This is a genomic window from Bacillus sp. JJ1503 (assembly GCF_036965125.1).
Lineage (GTDB): Bacteria > Bacillota > Bacilli > Bacillales > Cytobacillaceae > Cytobacillus.
Window position 1 is genome coordinate 5305 of the sequence record NZ_JBALOZ010000234.1, and the last position, 16732, is coordinate 22036.

The 16732-nt window shown below is 37.2% G+C and carries 15 protein-coding genes and 1 pseudogene; 3 read left to right on the forward strand and 13 right to left on the reverse strand.

Annotated elements, in window-relative coordinates:
• From V7149_RS17395 to gpr, 9 genes and pseudogenes are all read right to left on the reverse strand, one after another.
• Positions 1 to 127 (reverse strand): annotated as a pseudogene (locus tag V7149_RS17395) (DnaJ domain-containing protein); the annotation flags it as partial.
• Between the two features lie 119 nt (positions 128 to 246).
• The gene (dnaK, locus tag V7149_RS17400) at positions 247 to 2079 is read right to left on the reverse strand and encodes a molecular chaperone DnaK (RefSeq protein WP_335346870.1); all 1833 of its coding nucleotides are present in this window, start codon (positions 2077 to 2079) and stop codon (positions 247 to 249) included.
• A 27-nt stretch (positions 2080 to 2106) separates the two neighbouring features.
• Positions 2107 to 2721, reverse strand: coding sequence for a nucleotide exchange factor GrpE (gene grpE / locus V7149_RS17405; RefSeq protein ID WP_335346871.1), 615 nt, complete (start codon positions 2719 to 2721; stop codon positions 2107 to 2109).
• Positions 2722 to 2819: 98 nt separating this feature from the next.
• Positions 2820 to 3851, reverse strand: a complete 1032-nt coding sequence (hrcA, locus tag V7149_RS17410) for a heat-inducible transcriptional repressor HrcA (RefSeq protein WP_335346872.1) — start codon at positions 3849 to 3851, stop codon at positions 2820 to 2822.
• Positions 3852 to 3951: 100 nt separating this feature from the next.
• Positions 3952 to 5085 (reverse strand): radical SAM family heme chaperone HemW, encoded by a 1134-nt coding sequence (gene hemW / locus V7149_RS17415; protein ID WP_335346873.1) that lies wholly within the window; start codon positions 5083 to 5085, stop codon positions 3952 to 3954.
• A gap of 98 nt (positions 5086 to 5183) precedes the next feature.
• Positions 5184 to 7019, reverse strand: a complete 1836-nt coding sequence (gene lepA / locus V7149_RS17420) for a translation elongation factor 4 (protein ID WP_438824001.1) — start codon at positions 7017 to 7019, stop codon at positions 5184 to 5186.
• A gap of 230 nt (positions 7020 to 7249) precedes the next feature.
• On the reverse strand, positions 7250 to 7594 hold the full coding sequence (locus V7149_RS17425; RefSeq protein ID WP_335346874.1) for a YqxA family protein: 345 nt from the start codon (positions 7592 to 7594) through the stop codon (positions 7250 to 7252).
• A gap of 19 nt (positions 7595 to 7613) precedes the next feature.
• Complete coding sequence (gene spoIIP, locus V7149_RS17430) at positions 7614 to 8819, reverse strand: stage II sporulation protein P (RefSeq protein ID WP_335346875.1); 1206 nt, start codon at positions 8817 to 8819, stop codon at positions 7614 to 7616.
• 67 nt (positions 8820 to 8886) lie between these two features.
• Complete coding sequence (gene gpr / locus V7149_RS17435; protein ID WP_335346876.1) at positions 8887 to 10011, reverse strand: GPR endopeptidase; 1125 nt, start codon at positions 10009 to 10011, stop codon at positions 8887 to 8889.
• A gap of 242 nt (positions 10012 to 10253) precedes the next feature.
• Here gpr and rpsT point away from each other — a divergent pair, with 242 nt between their 5' ends.
• Positions 10254 to 10520 carry a 30S ribosomal protein S20 gene (rpsT, locus tag V7149_RS17440; RefSeq protein WP_335346877.1) on the forward strand — a complete coding sequence of 89 codons (267 nt, stop codon included), beginning with the start codon at positions 10254 to 10256 and terminating at the stop codon, positions 10518 to 10520.
• 66 nt (positions 10521 to 10586) lie between these two features.
• Here the strand turns inward: rpsT and holA are convergent, their stop codons facing one another.
• Entirely contained in the window at positions 10587 to 11612 is a 1026-nt protein-coding gene (gene holA / locus V7149_RS17445; RefSeq protein WP_335346878.1) for a DNA polymerase III subunit delta, read from the reverse strand.
• Positions 11613 to 11979: 367 nt separating this feature from the next.
• On the opposite strand from holA, the gene V7149_RS17450 reads away from it, so the two are divergent.
• Positions 11980 to 12114, forward strand: coding sequence for a YqzM family protein (locus V7149_RS17450; RefSeq protein ID WP_315665644.1), 135 nt, complete (start codon positions 11980 to 11982; stop codon positions 12112 to 12114).
• Positions 12115 to 12185: 71 nt separating this feature from the next.
• On the opposite strand, the gene V7149_RS17455 is transcribed toward V7149_RS17450, so the two are convergent.
• The 3 genes from V7149_RS17455 to V7149_RS17465 form a co-directional block, all read right to left on the reverse strand.
• Positions 12186 to 14510 (reverse strand): DNA internalization-related competence protein ComEC/Rec2, encoded by a 2325-nt coding sequence (locus V7149_RS17455; RefSeq protein WP_335346879.1) that lies wholly within the window; start codon positions 14508 to 14510, stop codon positions 12186 to 12188.
• A gap of 60 nt (positions 14511 to 14570) precedes the next feature.
• Entirely contained in the window at positions 14571 to 14999 is a 429-nt protein-coding gene (locus tag V7149_RS17460; RefSeq protein ID WP_335346880.1) for a deoxycytidylate deaminase, read from the reverse strand.
• A 97-nt stretch (positions 15000 to 15096) separates the two neighbouring features.
• Positions 15097 to 15729 carry a helix-hairpin-helix domain-containing protein gene (locus tag V7149_RS17465; protein WP_335346881.1) on the reverse strand — a complete coding sequence of 211 codons (633 nt, stop codon included), beginning with the start codon at positions 15727 to 15729 and terminating at the stop codon, positions 15097 to 15099.
• An 87-nt stretch (positions 15730 to 15816) separates the two neighbouring features.
• Here V7149_RS17465 and comER point away from each other — a divergent pair, with 87 nt between their 5' ends.
• On the forward strand, positions 15817 to 16644 hold the full coding sequence (gene comER, locus V7149_RS17470; protein ID WP_335346882.1) for a late competence protein ComER: 828 nt from the start codon (positions 15817 to 15819) through the stop codon (positions 16642 to 16644).
• Positions 16645 to 16732: the final 88 nt, after the last annotated feature.

A 16732-nucleotide genomic window follows, 5' to 3' on the forward strand; every position in this document is an offset into this window, starting at 1 on the left:
CTGCATCTGGTTCTTTATTAATGTCTGGATGATATTGTTTGGATAGCTTTCGATAAGCTTTTTTTAATTCATCCTTGGATGCCCCTTTACTGACACCAAGGACTTCATAGTAATCCCTTTTACTCATTGATTACCACTCCCCGAATCTTTTCACATAAAGATTATTTTAACAGTTATTATTCAAAAATAAAAGTCAAAGTCAAGAATGACCTGACTTTGACTTTTCATCATTTAAGATTTTGAGACTTATTTATCGTCTTTAACCTCTTCGAATTCTGCGTCAACTACATTGTCATCGCTGCTTTTACCTTCTTGGCCCTCGGCCCCTTGCGCTCCTTGAGCTTGTTTAGCAGCTTCTTCATAAAGCTTCATTGTCAATGCTTGAACGATTTCTTGTAAAGCATCTTTCTTCACTTTAATTTCTTCTAAATCATTCTTTTCAATGGCAGCTTTTAAAGCATCTTTTGCTTCATTTGCTTTTGCCACTTCAGCTTCATCTACTTTACCTTCAAGATCCTTCATTGTTTTTTCAGTAGTGAAAACGAGTTGATCTGCTTCATTCCGAAGCTCTACTTCTTCCTTACGCTTCTTGTCTGCTTCCGCATTCTCTTCAGCTTCTCTTACCATTTTTTCGATTTCTTCATCAGATAAACCTGTTGAAGATTTAATTGTAATTGCTTGTTCTTTATTTGTGCCTAGATCTTTTGCACGAACATTTACAATACCGTTTTTATCGATATCAAAAGTCACTTCGATTTGAGGTATTCCTCTAGGTGCAGGAGGAATATCTCCAAGTTGGAAGCGGCCTAATGTTTTATTGTCTGCTGACATTGGACGCTCACCTTGTAGAACATGAATATCTACAGCTGACTGATTATCAGCAGCAGTCGAGAACACTTGTGATTTAGATGTTGGGATTGTTGTATTACGGTCAATTAGCTTCGTAAATACGCCACCCATAGTTTCGATACCAAGTGAAAGTGGTGTAACGTCTAATAGGACAACATCCTTAACATCACCAGAGATTACTCCACCTTGGATTGCTGCACCCATCGCTACTACTTCATCAGGGTTAACACCTTTATGAGGCTCCTTGCCCGTTTCTTTCTTGATCGCTTCTTGAACGGCAGGAATACGAGTTGAACCACCAACAAGAATAATCTTATCAATTTCAGAAGGTGAAAGTCCTGCATCTTTTAATGCTTGACGAGTAGGGCCCATAGTACGTTCAACTAAATCTGCTGTAAGCTCATCAAATTTAGCTCTTGTTAATGTTACTTCAAGGTGTAAAGGACCTGCTTCCCCTGCTGTAATGAATGGCAAGGAAATTTGAGTAGAAGTGACTCCAGATAAATCCTTTTTCGCTTTTTCAGCTGCATCCTTTAAACGCTGAGTAGCCATTTTATCTTTTGAAAGATCGATGGCATTTTCTTTTTTGAATTCCTGAACTAAATAGTCGATTATCGCTTGGTCAAAATCATCACCGCCAAGACGGTTATCACCAGCTGTAGCTTTTACATCGAATACACCGTCTCCCAGTTCAAGAATGGATACGTCAAACGTTCCTCCACCAAGGTCAAATACAAGAATTGTTTGATCTTCATCTGTCTTATCCATACCATAAGCTAAAGCAGCAGCTGTAGGCTCATTAATAATACGTTCAACTTCAAGACCAGCAATTGTTCCAGCATCTTTTGTAGCTTGGCGTTCAGCATCATTAAAATATGCTGGAACTGTAACAACCGCTTTCGTTACTTTTTCACCAAGATACTCTTCAGCATATGATTTTAAGTGTTGAAGAATAACAGCTGAAATTTCTTGAGGAGTATACGGTTTTCCTTCAGCCTCTACCTTAAAATCTGTTCCCATATGACGCTTAACAGACATAATCGTATGTGGATTCGTAATCGCTTGACGTTTTGCCACTTCCCCAACTTGACGCTCCCCATTTTTGAAAGAAACGACAGAAGGAGTTGTGCGGTTACCCTCTGGATTTGGAATAACTTTTGCCTCTCCGCCTTCTAAAACGGAAACACATGAGTTTGTAGTACCTAAATCGATTCCAATGATTTTGCTCATGTTTCTTACCTCCCGAAAATATGTATCTTATGAATTTACTTTTACCATAGCCGGACGGATCACTCTGTCCTTTAAAATATAGCCTTTTTGGAATTCCTCTACTACAGTATTTGACTCGAAGCCTTCCAACTCAGCTTGCATCACTGCTTGATGGACTTGAGGATCAAATTCCTTTCCAACAGCTTCAATCTGTTCTGCTCCTTCATTTTTCAGAGCTTCCAGCAAGCTGCGATAAACCATTTCCATTCCTTGAAGAACGGATTTCACTTGTTCATTATCAGATTCCATTTGCAGCGCTCTCTCAAAATTATCGATAGCAGGCAGCAAATCAGAAATTAACTTTTGAGCTCTATATTTTTCAGACGATTCAAGATCTAATCTTGCTCTCCGTCTGGAATTATCAAAATCGGCTTGAAGACGATAGTAACGGTTTTCTATATCAGCTAGTTTGGCCTCTAACTCAACCGTTTTTTCCTGAGCTTTCACAAGTTGTTCTTCTAAAGAAGCTTCTTCAGAAAGTTCGTTCACTGCTTCTGTATCATCAGAATGGGCTGCAGTTTCCGTTTCAGAAACATCAGTCTCATCAGCTTGATCAGAATTTTGGATTGTTTCTTCTTCTAAAATATTTTTTTCATCTGCCAATTTATTCACCTCCCTTTAAGTACAAATAAATAAACACAAGGAAAGGGATGGGGGTCTTGACCCTGAGGGGCCCCCACCCTTAGTCAATATTTCCAACGTCAATCACTTTGATACAGCTTCGTCAATACTGCTGAAAGGTCTGTGCTAATATAGTCCAATAAACTAATTACACGGGAATATTCCATCCTTGTAGGACCTAATATAGCAATGGTCCCTAGTTGTTCAGCACCCATTGAATATGTTGCTGTAATTAAACTGCAATTTTCCATAGCTGTATTATTATTTTCTTTGCCTATTTTGACATTAATTCCTGACTTGTTTTTTCGAATTAGCTCATAAATGCTATCTTCGTGTTCAATCATATCCATTAAATTTTTTATTTTTTCAATGTCATGAAATTCAGGCTGACTAAGCATATTTGATTTCCCGCCAAAGAATAGCTTCTCGTGAGCTGGGATCTTTAGTGTATCTGCGATAGAATGCAGAATATAATCATAATTAGTAATATGCTGCCTTAGAAGAATAGCTACTTCTTTATAGATTTTTTCATTCAAGCTTTCAATTGGAGCGCCAGCTAAGCGATCATTCAAAATATTGACCAGTTTTTCAAGATCACCGGAATTCATTGTTTCAGGAAGATGAAACATTCGATTCTCGACATGACCAGAATCAGTGACAATGATCGCAATGGCTGTCTGATTATTTAAAGGAACGATTTGAATTCTCTTTAATTTATTATCTTTAACAGCGGGGCCTAACACAATTGAAGTATAGTTAGTCAGTTCCGATAATATTTTAGCTGACCTCTGTACAATCTTTTCAAGTTCAAAAATTCTTTCGGCAAATACAGACTTTAACTTATGGATATCCTGCTGATTTAGCTTTTGAGGAGAAAGCAAATGATCCACATAATAGCGATACCCTTTTTCGGAAGGAATTCTTCCGGATGAGGTATGTGTTTTTTCAATAAACCCCAGCTCTTCTAAATCAGACATTTCGTTTCGAATTGTCGCAGAACTAAATGTAATTTTGTCCTTTTTCGACAAACTTCTTGAACCGACTGGCTGCGCAGATTGAATAAAATCATCAACAATAACCTGAAAGATCAATAATTGGCGATCAGTCAACACAATTATCACCTCTGTTAGCACTCTTTAGATGTGAGTGCTAATTCTACTAATAAATTATCAAATCAATGGTTTGGTGTCAATAAAAACGAGATGTGATTTTTTATCTTAGAAAGAACTGAAAAACTTCATTTCCAAGGTACTGTCCTTTTTTCGATAATTGAATCTGATTTTCAGTAACGATGATCCATTCACGATTTTTTAATTCTTTCAATTCCTCTTTAAATAATTCGACAGGATTTTCACCAAATTTCTCGATAAAGCGAGAAATGGCTACGCCTGCTGTTTTTCTTAGACCTAAAAACATTTCTTCTTCAATCTGCTCAGTCCGTGTAACATGGCTTTCTTCGAGTATAGGCAATCTCCCCATCTTCAATGAGTCCATATACTTTTTTAATGGTCCATGATTGGAAACACGTTTGCCATTAACATACCCATGTGCTCCAGCACCAAATCCGTAATACCACTCATTATTCCAATAAGTTAGATTATGTTTGCTCTCAAATCCTGGTTTAGAGAAGTTACTGATTTCATATTGGTTGAAACCATGTTTATCCATCTCTTCCATTAATATTTTGAACATTTCTGTTTCTGTGTCTTCTCCTGGAGATTGGAGCTTTCCTTTTTTCATTAAGTTATAGAATACGGTTTTGGGCTCGATAATTAGAGAATAACCAGAATAGTGGTCAATATCTAACGTGAAAGAAGTCTCTAATGTTTCTCTGAAATCAGACACTGTTTGTCCAGGCAAGCTATAGATTAAATCAATGCTAATATTTTCGAACCCTATTTTTTTTGCAGCTTCAACAGATTGAAAAACATCTTTTGCCCGATGCACCCTGCCAATTTTCTTAAGCAGTTCTTCATTAAAAGTCTGTACCCCGAAGCTAATTCTATTAACTCCTGCTTCGTAAAGAATACGAAGTTTTTCTTCTGAGAGGTCACCGGGATTTGCCTCAAACGTAAACTCCGTTTGTTCGTTGTATGGCAGGCGGTCTTTTATGATTCGGCAAAGCATATCAAGCTGCTGTTCATTTAATGCAGTTGGCGTGCCTCCCCCGACAAAAATGGAATTTAATTGGACAGCAGGGGAATCAATTAATGTTAGCTCCATTTCTTTATTTAATGAATTAAGATACTCATCAACAGGCTGCCCTTCGAGAAACACTTTATTAAAATCACAATAGTGGCAAATATGCTCACAGAAAGGGATATGAATATAGGCTGCTTTTATCATTATTAACACACCCTTATTATTTATTTCATTAAAAAAGAGGCCGGAGCCGCTTTTATTTTGACAGCATTTCCAACCTCCTTTTATAGAATCTATCTATTTTACTTCTTTTTGTTGGTATCGTCCATTTTCAAAACAGCCATGAAAGCTTCTTGAGGAACTTCTACCGATCCTACTTGCTTCATGCGTTTCTTACCTTCTTTTTGCTTTTCCAGCAGCTTACGTTTACGGGAAATGTCTCCACCGTAACACTTCGCTAATACATTTTTCCCCATTGACTTAATGGTTGAACGAGCAATTATCTTCTGGCCAATTGCCGCTTGGACCGGAACCTCGAATTGCTGGCGTGGAATAAGTTCCTTCAGTTTTTCTACAATTATCTTTCCACGGTCATATGAGAAATCTTTATGGACAATAAAGCTCAATGCGTCAACTTTTTCTCCGTTTAAAAGGATATCCATTTTAACAAGCTTGGATGGCTTATAACCAATTAACTCATAGTCAAAGGAAGCATATCCTTTTGTATTTGATTTAAGCTGATCAAAGAAATCATAAACAATTTCTGATAATGGAATTTCATAAGTAATATTAACACGAGTCTCATCCATATACTGCATATTAATAAAGATTCCGCGTTTTTCTTGGCAAAGCTCCATAATCGCTCCAACATAGTCATTTGGCGCCATCATGGTTGCTTTTACATATGGCTCCTCAACGCGTTCAATTTTTTGCGGATCTGGCATTTTGGATGGGTTATCAATTTTAATATTGGAGCCATCTGTCAAAATGACATCATATATTACACTTGGTGCTGTTGTAATTAAATCGATTTTGAATTCACGCTCGATACGCTCTTGGATAATCTCCATATGAAGGAGTCCTAAAAATCCGCAGCGGAAGCCGAACCCGAGAGCCTGAGATGTTTCGGGCTCGAATTGTAAAGCCGAGTCATTAAGTTCAAGTTTCTCTAAAGCTTCACGAAGATCATTAAATTTGGCACTGTCGATTGGATATAATCCGCAAAAAACCATCGGATTCAATTTACGGTATCCAGGAAGGGGCTCGGTTGCGCCATTTTTTGCATTTGTAATGGTATCACCCACACGAGTATCGCCAACATTTTTGATTGCTGCGGTTAAGAACCCTACATCCCCAACAGTCAGCTCTTCACGGACTTGTGCTTTTGGGGAAAAGACACCAACTTCAACTACATCGAATTCCTTGCCAGTTGCCATCATTTTAATTTTGTCCCCAGCTTTTACTGTTCCTTCGACTACTCGGATATAAGCTACAACTCCACGGTAAGCATCGAATAACGAGTCAAAAATAAGTGCTTTTAGAGGGGCGTCCGGATCTCCTGTTGGTGCAGGAACCTTTTCTACGATCTGTTCTAAAATGTCCTCAATACCGATGCCAGCTTTAGCGGAAGCAAGAACAGCCTCAGAAGCATCAAGACCGATTACTTCTTCTATTTCATTCCTTACACGCTCTGGGTCAGCACTAGGAAGGTCTATTTTATTAATGACCGGCACAATTTCTAAATCATTATCAATTGCTAAATACACGTTTGCTAGTGTCTGTGCTTCAATCCCTTGTGCTGCATCGACAACTAGAATGGCACCCTCACATGCAGCCAAACTGCGGGACACTTCATAAGTGAAGTCGACGTGCCCTGGTGTATCGATTAAATGAAAGGTGTAAGTTTCTCCATCTTTCGCATTATATTTTAATTGAACTGAATTTAGCTTTATTGTAATGCCTCGTTCTCTTTCTAAATCCATAGAATCTAGCAACTGATCCTTCATTTCTCTTGACGTTAAAGTATTCGTCTTTTCTAATATTCGGTCAGCTAAAGTGGATTTTCCATGATCGATATGAGCGATAATAGAAAAATTCCGTATCTTTGATTGTCTATTAAGTCTATCTTCTCTGTTCATTATTTCACTCCTACATAGAAAAGCGCATGCGCTCTTTGCGCCAGTGTAAAACATCTAATAAAAAATATCTTCCTTTTAACGCACAAAATATGCACTATTTTTAGATTATAGCAGTCCGTTTATGAAGATTCAATGCCAGTGGCTGATTAATATACGATGAAACAAAAAATAAGTTTCACTTCGGATGTATTCTAGTATAAAACAAAAAAGGCCGCATCGCTGCAGCCGCATTATTTTTCTCTTATTAAATCGGTTATGAAATGTACCACGTCTTCAGTCATAGTAGATATGCCTTCAGATAGCTTCTTACCCATTGTTGAAAAAAAGTTATAGGCTTTCATTTCCTCCAGCTTCGCTTTTTTCTGCTCGAGGTCATGACTAGAAACATCATTGCCTAAAATGGATGCTTGCAGACCTCCACTGTCATTCTCCTGTAAGGTAAATGCTCCTTTGAAATTTGCATCATTATAGCCTTTCATCTTTGTTATCCCTTCACTAGCCTGCTGCATGCTAAATAATACAACAATAAACATGAGTATTGTAAGGAAAAAGGTCTTCAACATAAACCATTTCATAACTGATCACCTATCTATACTATTTCTTTTCAGACTGTTCTTGTACAGGATTACTAACACTTTCTGCTTGCCAATAAAATTCGCTAAATACGTCTGCTAGTGCCTCTGCCGACCGATTTAATTCTTCAAATGTGTTATCAACACCGCCAAATTCAATTAATATGGCATTTTCTGATAAATCCTGATTATATATACCGTTATTGCCCGATCCTTGCTGCGGCAGAACCCCTCTGCTTAAACCTTTGTATTTTTCCTCGAGTCTTTTATGCAATTCATTGGCTAAACGTGCATTCTTTTCATAATTCGGATGCTCTGTTCCAATGACGAAAGCTAGCTTTGCATATGGTTTTCCATTAATCTCTTTCGTTGTATCATTTTTTCTATGGGAATCCCTATGAATATCAATTAAATAAGTCAAATTTCGGTCATTACTCGTTGCTGCTTGAACAACTGATCTAGATTCTTGATAGGATCGCCAATAATCCCATCCTTTTTCATTCAATTTTGCTTGTATATTCGTCTTTTCAACAGTTGTCCCGATCCCTTTACTCTCCAGTTCTTCCTGTAGCTTATCGCCAATTTTAGTAACATTTAATTGGGAATGATGAGCCAAATTAGGATTAGTCACATCCTTTAAATACGGAAGGAAGGATTCCGTATTATGGGAAAAATACAAATAAACGACTTTTCTATCTCCTGTAGTGTTTATGGATGGTTCTGCTGTTTTTTCTCCACTTGGCTTCTCTAAATCCTCGATATTCTGAAGTGTAGCTTGCTGTTCAGCCCTAAGGAGCTCAATGGGCGGGGCGGATTCAAATGGCATATTCGTATAATTCGTGCCTTCACCTGCGACTAAAATTTCCTTGTCATATATAGAGAAATAGGGTAATTCCCTGCCCAATAAACTTCTTGGATCATCTAAATTGATATTAGTAGAAAGTTTAAATAACATGTTCATGATGGTTGGGGAGCCCGTCTGCTCGTCCAAGCTTTGCATAAAATGATGGTTTTCCCAACCAAGGAAATGATAGAGCATTTCTCCTGTTATTTTATTAGCAGCCGTATTTACAGATGATGAGCTGATTCTATATTCGGGTTTTAACACAGTTAAAACACCGCTCAGTGAAAAAATCATAAATAAGAACAGCAGAAAACCGCCAAATATTTTTAGTAAGCTTGTCCCTTGTATAAACACAGCAATTCCGTTCGTTTTAATAGGTTTCATTCTTCCACCTCTCTTTGCTAGTCTAGTAATTCATATGACTTCGCTAGAAAGGATAGAACAGAAATATTTACCTTGTATAAAAACCTGCATTTTCTTGGTCAACATTTTGATGCAATGCCGCGTTTAGCCCATTGGCAAGAAGATTTGCCATGTCCTCAATAAAAATATCTACTTCTTTCGGTGTTACCATTAGGTTATGTCCAATCGGAGAGAGGACTTCATATATTAGTTTTCTCTTCTCCTCATCAGGCAGTGTTCCAATCATACCAAGGAAAGTTTTTTTATGGTGTTCCTCTGGCAGGTCTTCTTCAGTCAGCTTTCTGCGTTCGCCAAAGCTCATTCCTGCAGGTGCCAACGATCTTGAAGGTCTGTTCCCCTCTCTCATTTCTTTCCCGAAGTGTTTTAGTATAAAGTCGATCGTATCACTTGTAATAGATACAGCGTCAACAACAGTTGGAACGCCAATGGCAATGACAGGAATCCCTAATGATTTCTGGCTAATTTCTTTACGCTTATTTCCAACGCCTGAACCAGGATGAATACCTGTATCTGAAATTTGAATGGTCGAATTTACTCTTTCTAATGAACGTGAGGCGAGTGCATCAATGACAATCACAAAATCTGGTTTCGTTTTATCAACAATTCCAAAGATGATATCGCTTGTTTCTATACCTGTTAGCCCCATAACTCCAGGAGCAATAGCACTGACAGGACGATAGCCCTCTTCAACACTTTCAGGCTGTAATTGATAGAGATGTCGCGTAACAAGAAGGTTTTCACAAACTTGCGGTCCAAGAGCATCAGGAGTTACATTCCAATTTCCCAGTCCGACGACTAAACAGGAGGCATCCTCTTTAATACCAAGCTGCTTCAAAAACTGAGCAAGCTCTGAGGCGAATATTTTTACAACTTTTTTTTGCATAGGTGTATCTTGCTGGCGAATGCCTATTGCTTCTAGTGTTAAATATTTCCCTTCTTTTTTCCCTAAAGATTTGGCTCCTTCTTTTGTCACTTCAACATATGATACTTTAATATCATCCTCTTCTTTTTCTTTAATGATAACCCCTTCAATATGCGAAAGATTTTCTTCCTCTTGAATATGTTTATCCCGATCCGCTATGACCATTTCCCGTGCTTCAATAGCCAAATCTGTTCTAATCGAATATTTACTCAAATCCATTGACTCTTCCATATTGAATCCCCCTCGCATCTTTTGCTATAAGTTAGACTATTTACTATTCTTTCCTTTTCTTAGCAAAACATTCAGTAAAACTCCTAACTTAATTTGTCCGAAATTAGGAAAAACTAAGGGAGAGTATTGCAAAATTCAAGCGTGTTTGATAAAATATCACTTGTTCTTAATATTAAATTGTTAATGAATGTTTATGTCGAGTTATAATATAATCTCGATGCTGCCCTCAGGAGGTGAATGGAATGCCAAATATTAAATCTGCTATTAAGCGTGTGAAAACGAACGCATCTAAAAACGCTCAAAACGCTACTGTTAAATCTGCTATGCGTACAGCTGTTAAGAAGGTTGATGCTGCTATCGTTCTTAACGATGCTGCTGCTGCGAAAGAAACTTTCGTTGATGCTGCTCGTAAATTAGACAAAGCTGCTTCTAAAGGTCTTATCCACAAAAACGCTGCTGCTCGTAAAAAGTCTCGTTTAATGAAAAAAATGAACACTTTAAACGCGTAAGCTTGCTTTGGCTATCTTCCTAAAGATAGCCTTTTATTATGCAAAAAAACGACCAATTAGGTCGTTTTAATTTGGTTTACTATATAGGCGAAACAGAAACATCTCTATTAGCAATTCTTTATTCATACCGCCTGTCTTCATTTGAAAATCTGCATCTGCTAATAATTTCATTATTTGCGCTAGCTCTTTTTCATCAAAAGCTTGAGCCTGTCCTGCAGCTAGCTTAACGCGGAAAGGATGGACCTTTAAGGCCCCTGCAATCTGCTGTTGGCCATATCCTCTTCTAGCTAGCTCCTTTACTTGATAAATCAGCCTAAATTGTCCAGTAATAACAGATAAAATTTTGATCGGCTCTTCATTTTGCTTAAGCAGATCATAATAGATCCGTAAAGCCTCCTCAATTTTCCGTTGCACAATCTTATCTACTAGAGCAAAGATATTTTGCTCTAAAGAACGAGAAACTAATCTTTCAACTAATTGGAGATCAATTCTGTTGCCCGCACCTGAATATAATGCAAGCTTATCCATTTCACTCGTTAGTAAAAACAAATTTGTACCTGCAAGAGTTAGCATGTATTCGACTGCTTCATCTTCTATTTCAACACCATTATAAGCAGCACGTTTTCTAATCCATCCTTTTAACTCCGCTTCATTCAGCTTTTTGGCCTCCAAAACCGCTGCACTTCTTTTTAATTCCTTCGTAAGCTTTTTCCGTTCATCTAATTTTTCATAAGGAGCAATAAAAACAACAATGGAATATGGAGATGGTGCTTTTATATAAGCCTCCAGCTTTGCTAAATTATGCTCAACTTTTTCTTTTGTTTTCTCAGATGTCAGAAAAACAGGATTATGTAAAAAAATGAGTCTCTTTTCACCTATAAAAGGCAGTGTCTCCGCATCTTCAAGTGCAGCATCAATCGGTGTTTCTTCTAAATCATAGGAGGAAAGGTTAAAATCCATGTCAGCCTCAGTAAGGATATTGGAAATTAATAACTGCTTTGTTTCATTAATAAGAAATGATTCCGCTCCGTATAATAGAAAAATCGGAGAAAGATTTTTTGCTTTAATTTGCTTCCATAATTCAAAAACCACTGTCTTTCTCTCCGTTCTCATTGGGATATCTTTATCCTAATGAACCTTGTCCAATTTGACAAGTAACAAAGTGTACACAAATGTCCTAGTTGCTCAAACTTTACCATTCATTTTTCAGACCAATTGTAAAGGCAATAAGGAATTGACACGAACCGATCTTGTGCCAATTCCCTCATCTATAATGAACGTCGGAACATGAGGCCTAGGATACTCAAGCCACGACGGTGCATCACTGTATCATTATTGTGACCATTCAAGTTAAACTTATTTGTGACAACTCTTGTCACTAGAGGAAATGCTGTTAGAGGAAAGCTAGATTTTTTCTTCGCTTTAGCTTATACTATAATGGAAATAGGAGGGGTAGACAGTGAATGAATTTGAAAAAGACGTCCAGTATAAACGCAATGATGCTATTGACTCTGGAGTAGGATTTATCGTATCTTTCGGTTTCTTTGCAACGTTATTTATTATTGCAACAGTCGTTAAAGTAGTAGGCTCTTAATGACTACATAGGAAATTTTGGAGGCTGCAAATAGCAGTCTCTTTTTCAATTCCTGATTTATTTACTACATCTTATGGCATCTGCGTAGAAAAGGTTCCTAGGTCTCCTTTAAAATAATAAGTAATGGCTCCATTTAGATCTGTCCGTAATACTTTAATACTTCTTTCATCTAAGCTATTTAGTATTTCTTTATTTGGGTGGCCGTAACGATTGTTCCTGCCAGCAGAAATAACGGCAAGCTTTGGTTCTATTCGATTTAAGAACGAACTGGAGGTAGATGATTTACTGCCGTGGTGACCAACCTTTAATACATCAATTTTTAAATTATGATAACGGCTAATTAATTTTTCTTCCCCGCTCTCCTCCAAATCCCCTGTAAACAGCCATGTTAACCCCCCGATTTTTGTATACAAAACGATGGAACCATTATTTCTTTCTGACTCCATTCCCGGTTGAGGAGATAAAACTTGAAAATTAACCTTACCTTCCGTCCAGCTATCACCCGATTTTGTAAAATAATAGGGAATCTTTTTGTTTTTAGCTTTTAATAGGATCACTTTTTCAAGCTCTGAAAGCTCCTCGCTTTTTGGTAAAATAATATTCTTCACTTTCATTTCTTCTATTATTGCAGGAGCGCCTCCTATATGATCTGTATCCCCATGCGTTAAAATGAGCTTATGGATTGTCCTAATTCCCTTGCTCTTTAAATAAGGTACGACCACCTCCTTACCAACCTCATATTGATTCTTTCTTAACTTCCACTCCTCTGTATGGAACCTTAATGTACCTCCAGTATCAATTAGGTAGTTCCCTTGACTGTGAGGAAGTCTTATGAAGATGCTTTCCCCCTGCCCAACATCAATAAAGGTAATCTCTCCGTATGGAGATAGAAAATTCACAGAACCGTGCAGTAATAATAGGAGGGTCGGCAAGATTAGAATGATCAGAGACTTTTTTATCCCCCTCATTTTCTCCCATAAGGAAAAGTAACAGGGGAATATGATCAAATAAAGAAACAAAATGATGAAATGGGGCCTTCCTAAAGCAATCGTTGCAAATGGCAATTGAGCTAGCCCCCCAGCAATACCATCCATCCAATAAATAATGAAATTCATTAAAGTCACGAGAAAATTAATATTCCCGCCAAATAAAAGATGTAGGAGGAAGATGATAAATAAGGCAGGCAATATGAATATTGAAAATAGAGGTACAAACAGAATATTAGCTAGTACAGAGATGAATGAAACTTCAAAAAAATAGTAAAACATGATTGGGGTAGCCGCCAGCTGGCAAATGAAAGAAGTGGCAAATAATAATGAAATCGGATTAGAGAAGCGTTTTAAGATAATGGGGGCGGATAGTATAAGGGAAAAGCTTACGCCAAAGGATAACTGAAACCCAACATTATAAATAACATAAGGAGAAAAAAAGGTATATAAGATGAAGACAATGCCTATTACATCAATAGTTAAAAGTGAAAAGTTCCTTCCCCATTTTTGAAGAGCTAAAAATATGATCATCATAAAAACAGCACGAATGACAGAAGGGGAAGCACCTGTAATAAGGGCATAGCATGGCAATAATATAAGCAAGGTTGATGTCATTTTCTCTTTTGACACCCCTGCCCGTATGCCAAGAAAGAAAATCATCCCGAAAAGCATTCCAACATGAAGACCCGATATGGCTAATAAATGAACGATCCCGAGCTTTTGATAGGCGGTTAGGACGTCTTCTTCAATATAATTTCGATCCCCAAACAGCAGAGCAATAGCTAGGGGCGCTGTTTCCTTTGGAAAATAATTATGTATATATTCAATCCCATTTTCTCTAAGTGTACGGAAAAATGATAGTGGTGTTTTCTTCTGAGGCATACATTTGGAGGGTGTTAAGTAATCTGCTTTTAATATCCAATAAGTATGATTTCGGTAGAGATACTCCTTATAATCAAAAGCATATTGGTTTGTTGAGGAGTATGGCACTTCTAATGTACCTCTGATTGTACAGGCCATCCCTGTTTTTAACCTTTTTAGTATATCAGCTTTTTCTTTTTCAGTTTTTATTTTATACGTAAGAATAAGCCTTTCATTTTGTTTTAATTCTTTGGCTGTTCCGGTAAATGTATCTCCATCTACCTTTAGATTTTCCTGCAAATAAACAATAAAATTTGTTTCACCTTGAACTAGTCGGCTGAAATTTGCTCTTTCGATCATTTCACTTCGCAATAAAAATATGATAAAAAAAATACTTACTGCAAGAAGCTGCCTCTTTGAAAAATTTTTCTTTTTATAGAGAAATATTAACAGAAATAATAGAGAGATACAGATAAAAACATTGATAAAGCTTGCTAATATTCCCATCAGCGATGCAACGGTGAAATAAATCCATTTGCCCTTCATTTTATTCTTTCTCCTTTATCCATTTAGTGGTTAAAAGGCATAGGTAAAACCCTATACCTTTTAATTCGATACTTCCTCATAAGGAAGATGAACCACTTCAACGTTTTTCAAAAAATATTCATTATATTTATTAGGATAGGCGTGTCGATAAACAATTTTACTAATACCGGATTGAGCAATTGTCTTAGCACAATTTTCACATGGCTCATGAGTCACATAGGCAGTAGCCCCTTTTAATAAACTTCTATCAGCATGCAGAACAGCATTAAGCTCTGAATGAAGAGTACGAATACATCTTCCCTGATCATTTATTAAGCAGCCTATATCTTCACAATGGTCATGACCATGAATAGATCCATTGTAGCCAGTTGATACAATATGCTTATCCTTAACAATTACACAGCCCACATGTAATCTTGGGCATGTCGAACGGGATCCTACCTCAGTTGCAATATTTAAAAAATATTCATCCCAGCTTTTTCTTCCCACTTTCCCAGCTCCTTACAATAAATTTTACAAACCTTTCAAAGACTTTTTCTTATATGCCAAGTTTAAGCCTCATGGCAAAATGGGTCAATATTGTTTTTTATTTTACTTTAATACTGTCTCTCAATTTCTCAAAGGTTTTTTCCCCAATTCCACTAATGGATTTTAGATCTTCAATCGCTTTAAATGGACCGTTTGTCTCGCGAAACTCAATAATAGCCGCGGCTTTGGCAGGCCCTATTCCTGTCAGGGTTTGTAATTCAGCTTCATTAGCTGTGTTTAGATTAACCTTTCCATCATTTTTTGCTTGACCTGCTCCTAGAGACCCTCCGCCTATTAAAGCCCCAACAGCTTCCTCAGATTCCTCACCCATTTTCGCTACATAAATAACCATCTCATCCTCAACCCTCATAGCAAAGTTTATTTTTGCTTCGTCCGCTGATTCAATTAATCCACCAGCCTTGTTAATGATGTCGATGACTCGGTCATTGCTTTTGGCTTCATATACTCCAGGCTTTTCTACTGCTCCCTTTACATCGACATAAAGGGTCTCATCGATTTTTGCCTCCTCCAGATTTTCAGTACTTATTTGCTCGCTTGATAGAATGAGTTCATGTTCTTCAAAGACCGTACTTTGATCCTCCATCGGCTGATAAATAAAATAAAAGGCTGCAAGACAAGCAGCTAAACCTGCAATAATGTGAATTTTGTGCTCTTTAATCAAGTGTAACAACTATATCATCCTTTCATATTTAGCATATTCTATTAAGGAATTTCATAATGTATAGGAGAAAGCTCGCTTGTGAAGGAGGGAAGGACATTGAAAATTGGAATGATTGGTACAGGTAATATGGGGAGAATACTAACAGAAGCTTTAATTGATGGGAAGGCCGTTTCCCCTTCTTCCATAACAATAACCAATCGAACTTTATCAAAAGCTTTGGAAATAAAGGAGAATAATCAAGAAATAAATGTTGCAGCAACTGGGAAGGATGTGGCGGAGAAATCCTCGCTCATCTTTATTTGTGTTAAACCACATGATGTTCACAACGTCATTAAAGATATTACCCCGTTTTTAACTAAAGAAAAATGTATCGTTTCCATCACGAGTCCAATTAGTGTTGATCAGCTAGAAAATATTGCAACTTGTTCTGTCGCAAGAGTCATACCAAGTATTACAAATCGAGCACTTTCAGGTGTTTCTTTATTATCATTTGGAAAGAACTGCAAGGAAGAGTGGAAATCAATTATTAAAAAGATGTTTGGCGAAATTTCCAGGATTGTTGAAATCGAAGAAAACATTACGAGAGTGGCATCTGACATTGTAAGTTGTGGACCAGCCTTCTTCAGCTATTTAACACAAAGGTTTATTATGGCAGCAGTAAATGAGACAGAAATTGACCAGCAGACTGCTACAACACTAGCTGAGAATATGTTAATTGGTATGGGAGATCTAATGAAAAAAGGATTCTATACTTTGCCAACGCTTCAAGAAAAGGTTTGTGTAAAGGGAGGTATCACAGGGGAAGGAATCAAGGTGCTCGAAAAAGAATTAGGTGATGTGTTTGAAAAAGTATTCCAGGCGACACATGCAAAGTTTGACGAGGATATTAAACAGGTAAAAGAACACTATACTCTCAATATTTAATAATTCTTCATTAAATTAAAAAATCCTCCCATTCAGAAATAAATTTTTAATAAACAAGAGCCAGCTACATTAGCTGGCTCTTATTACT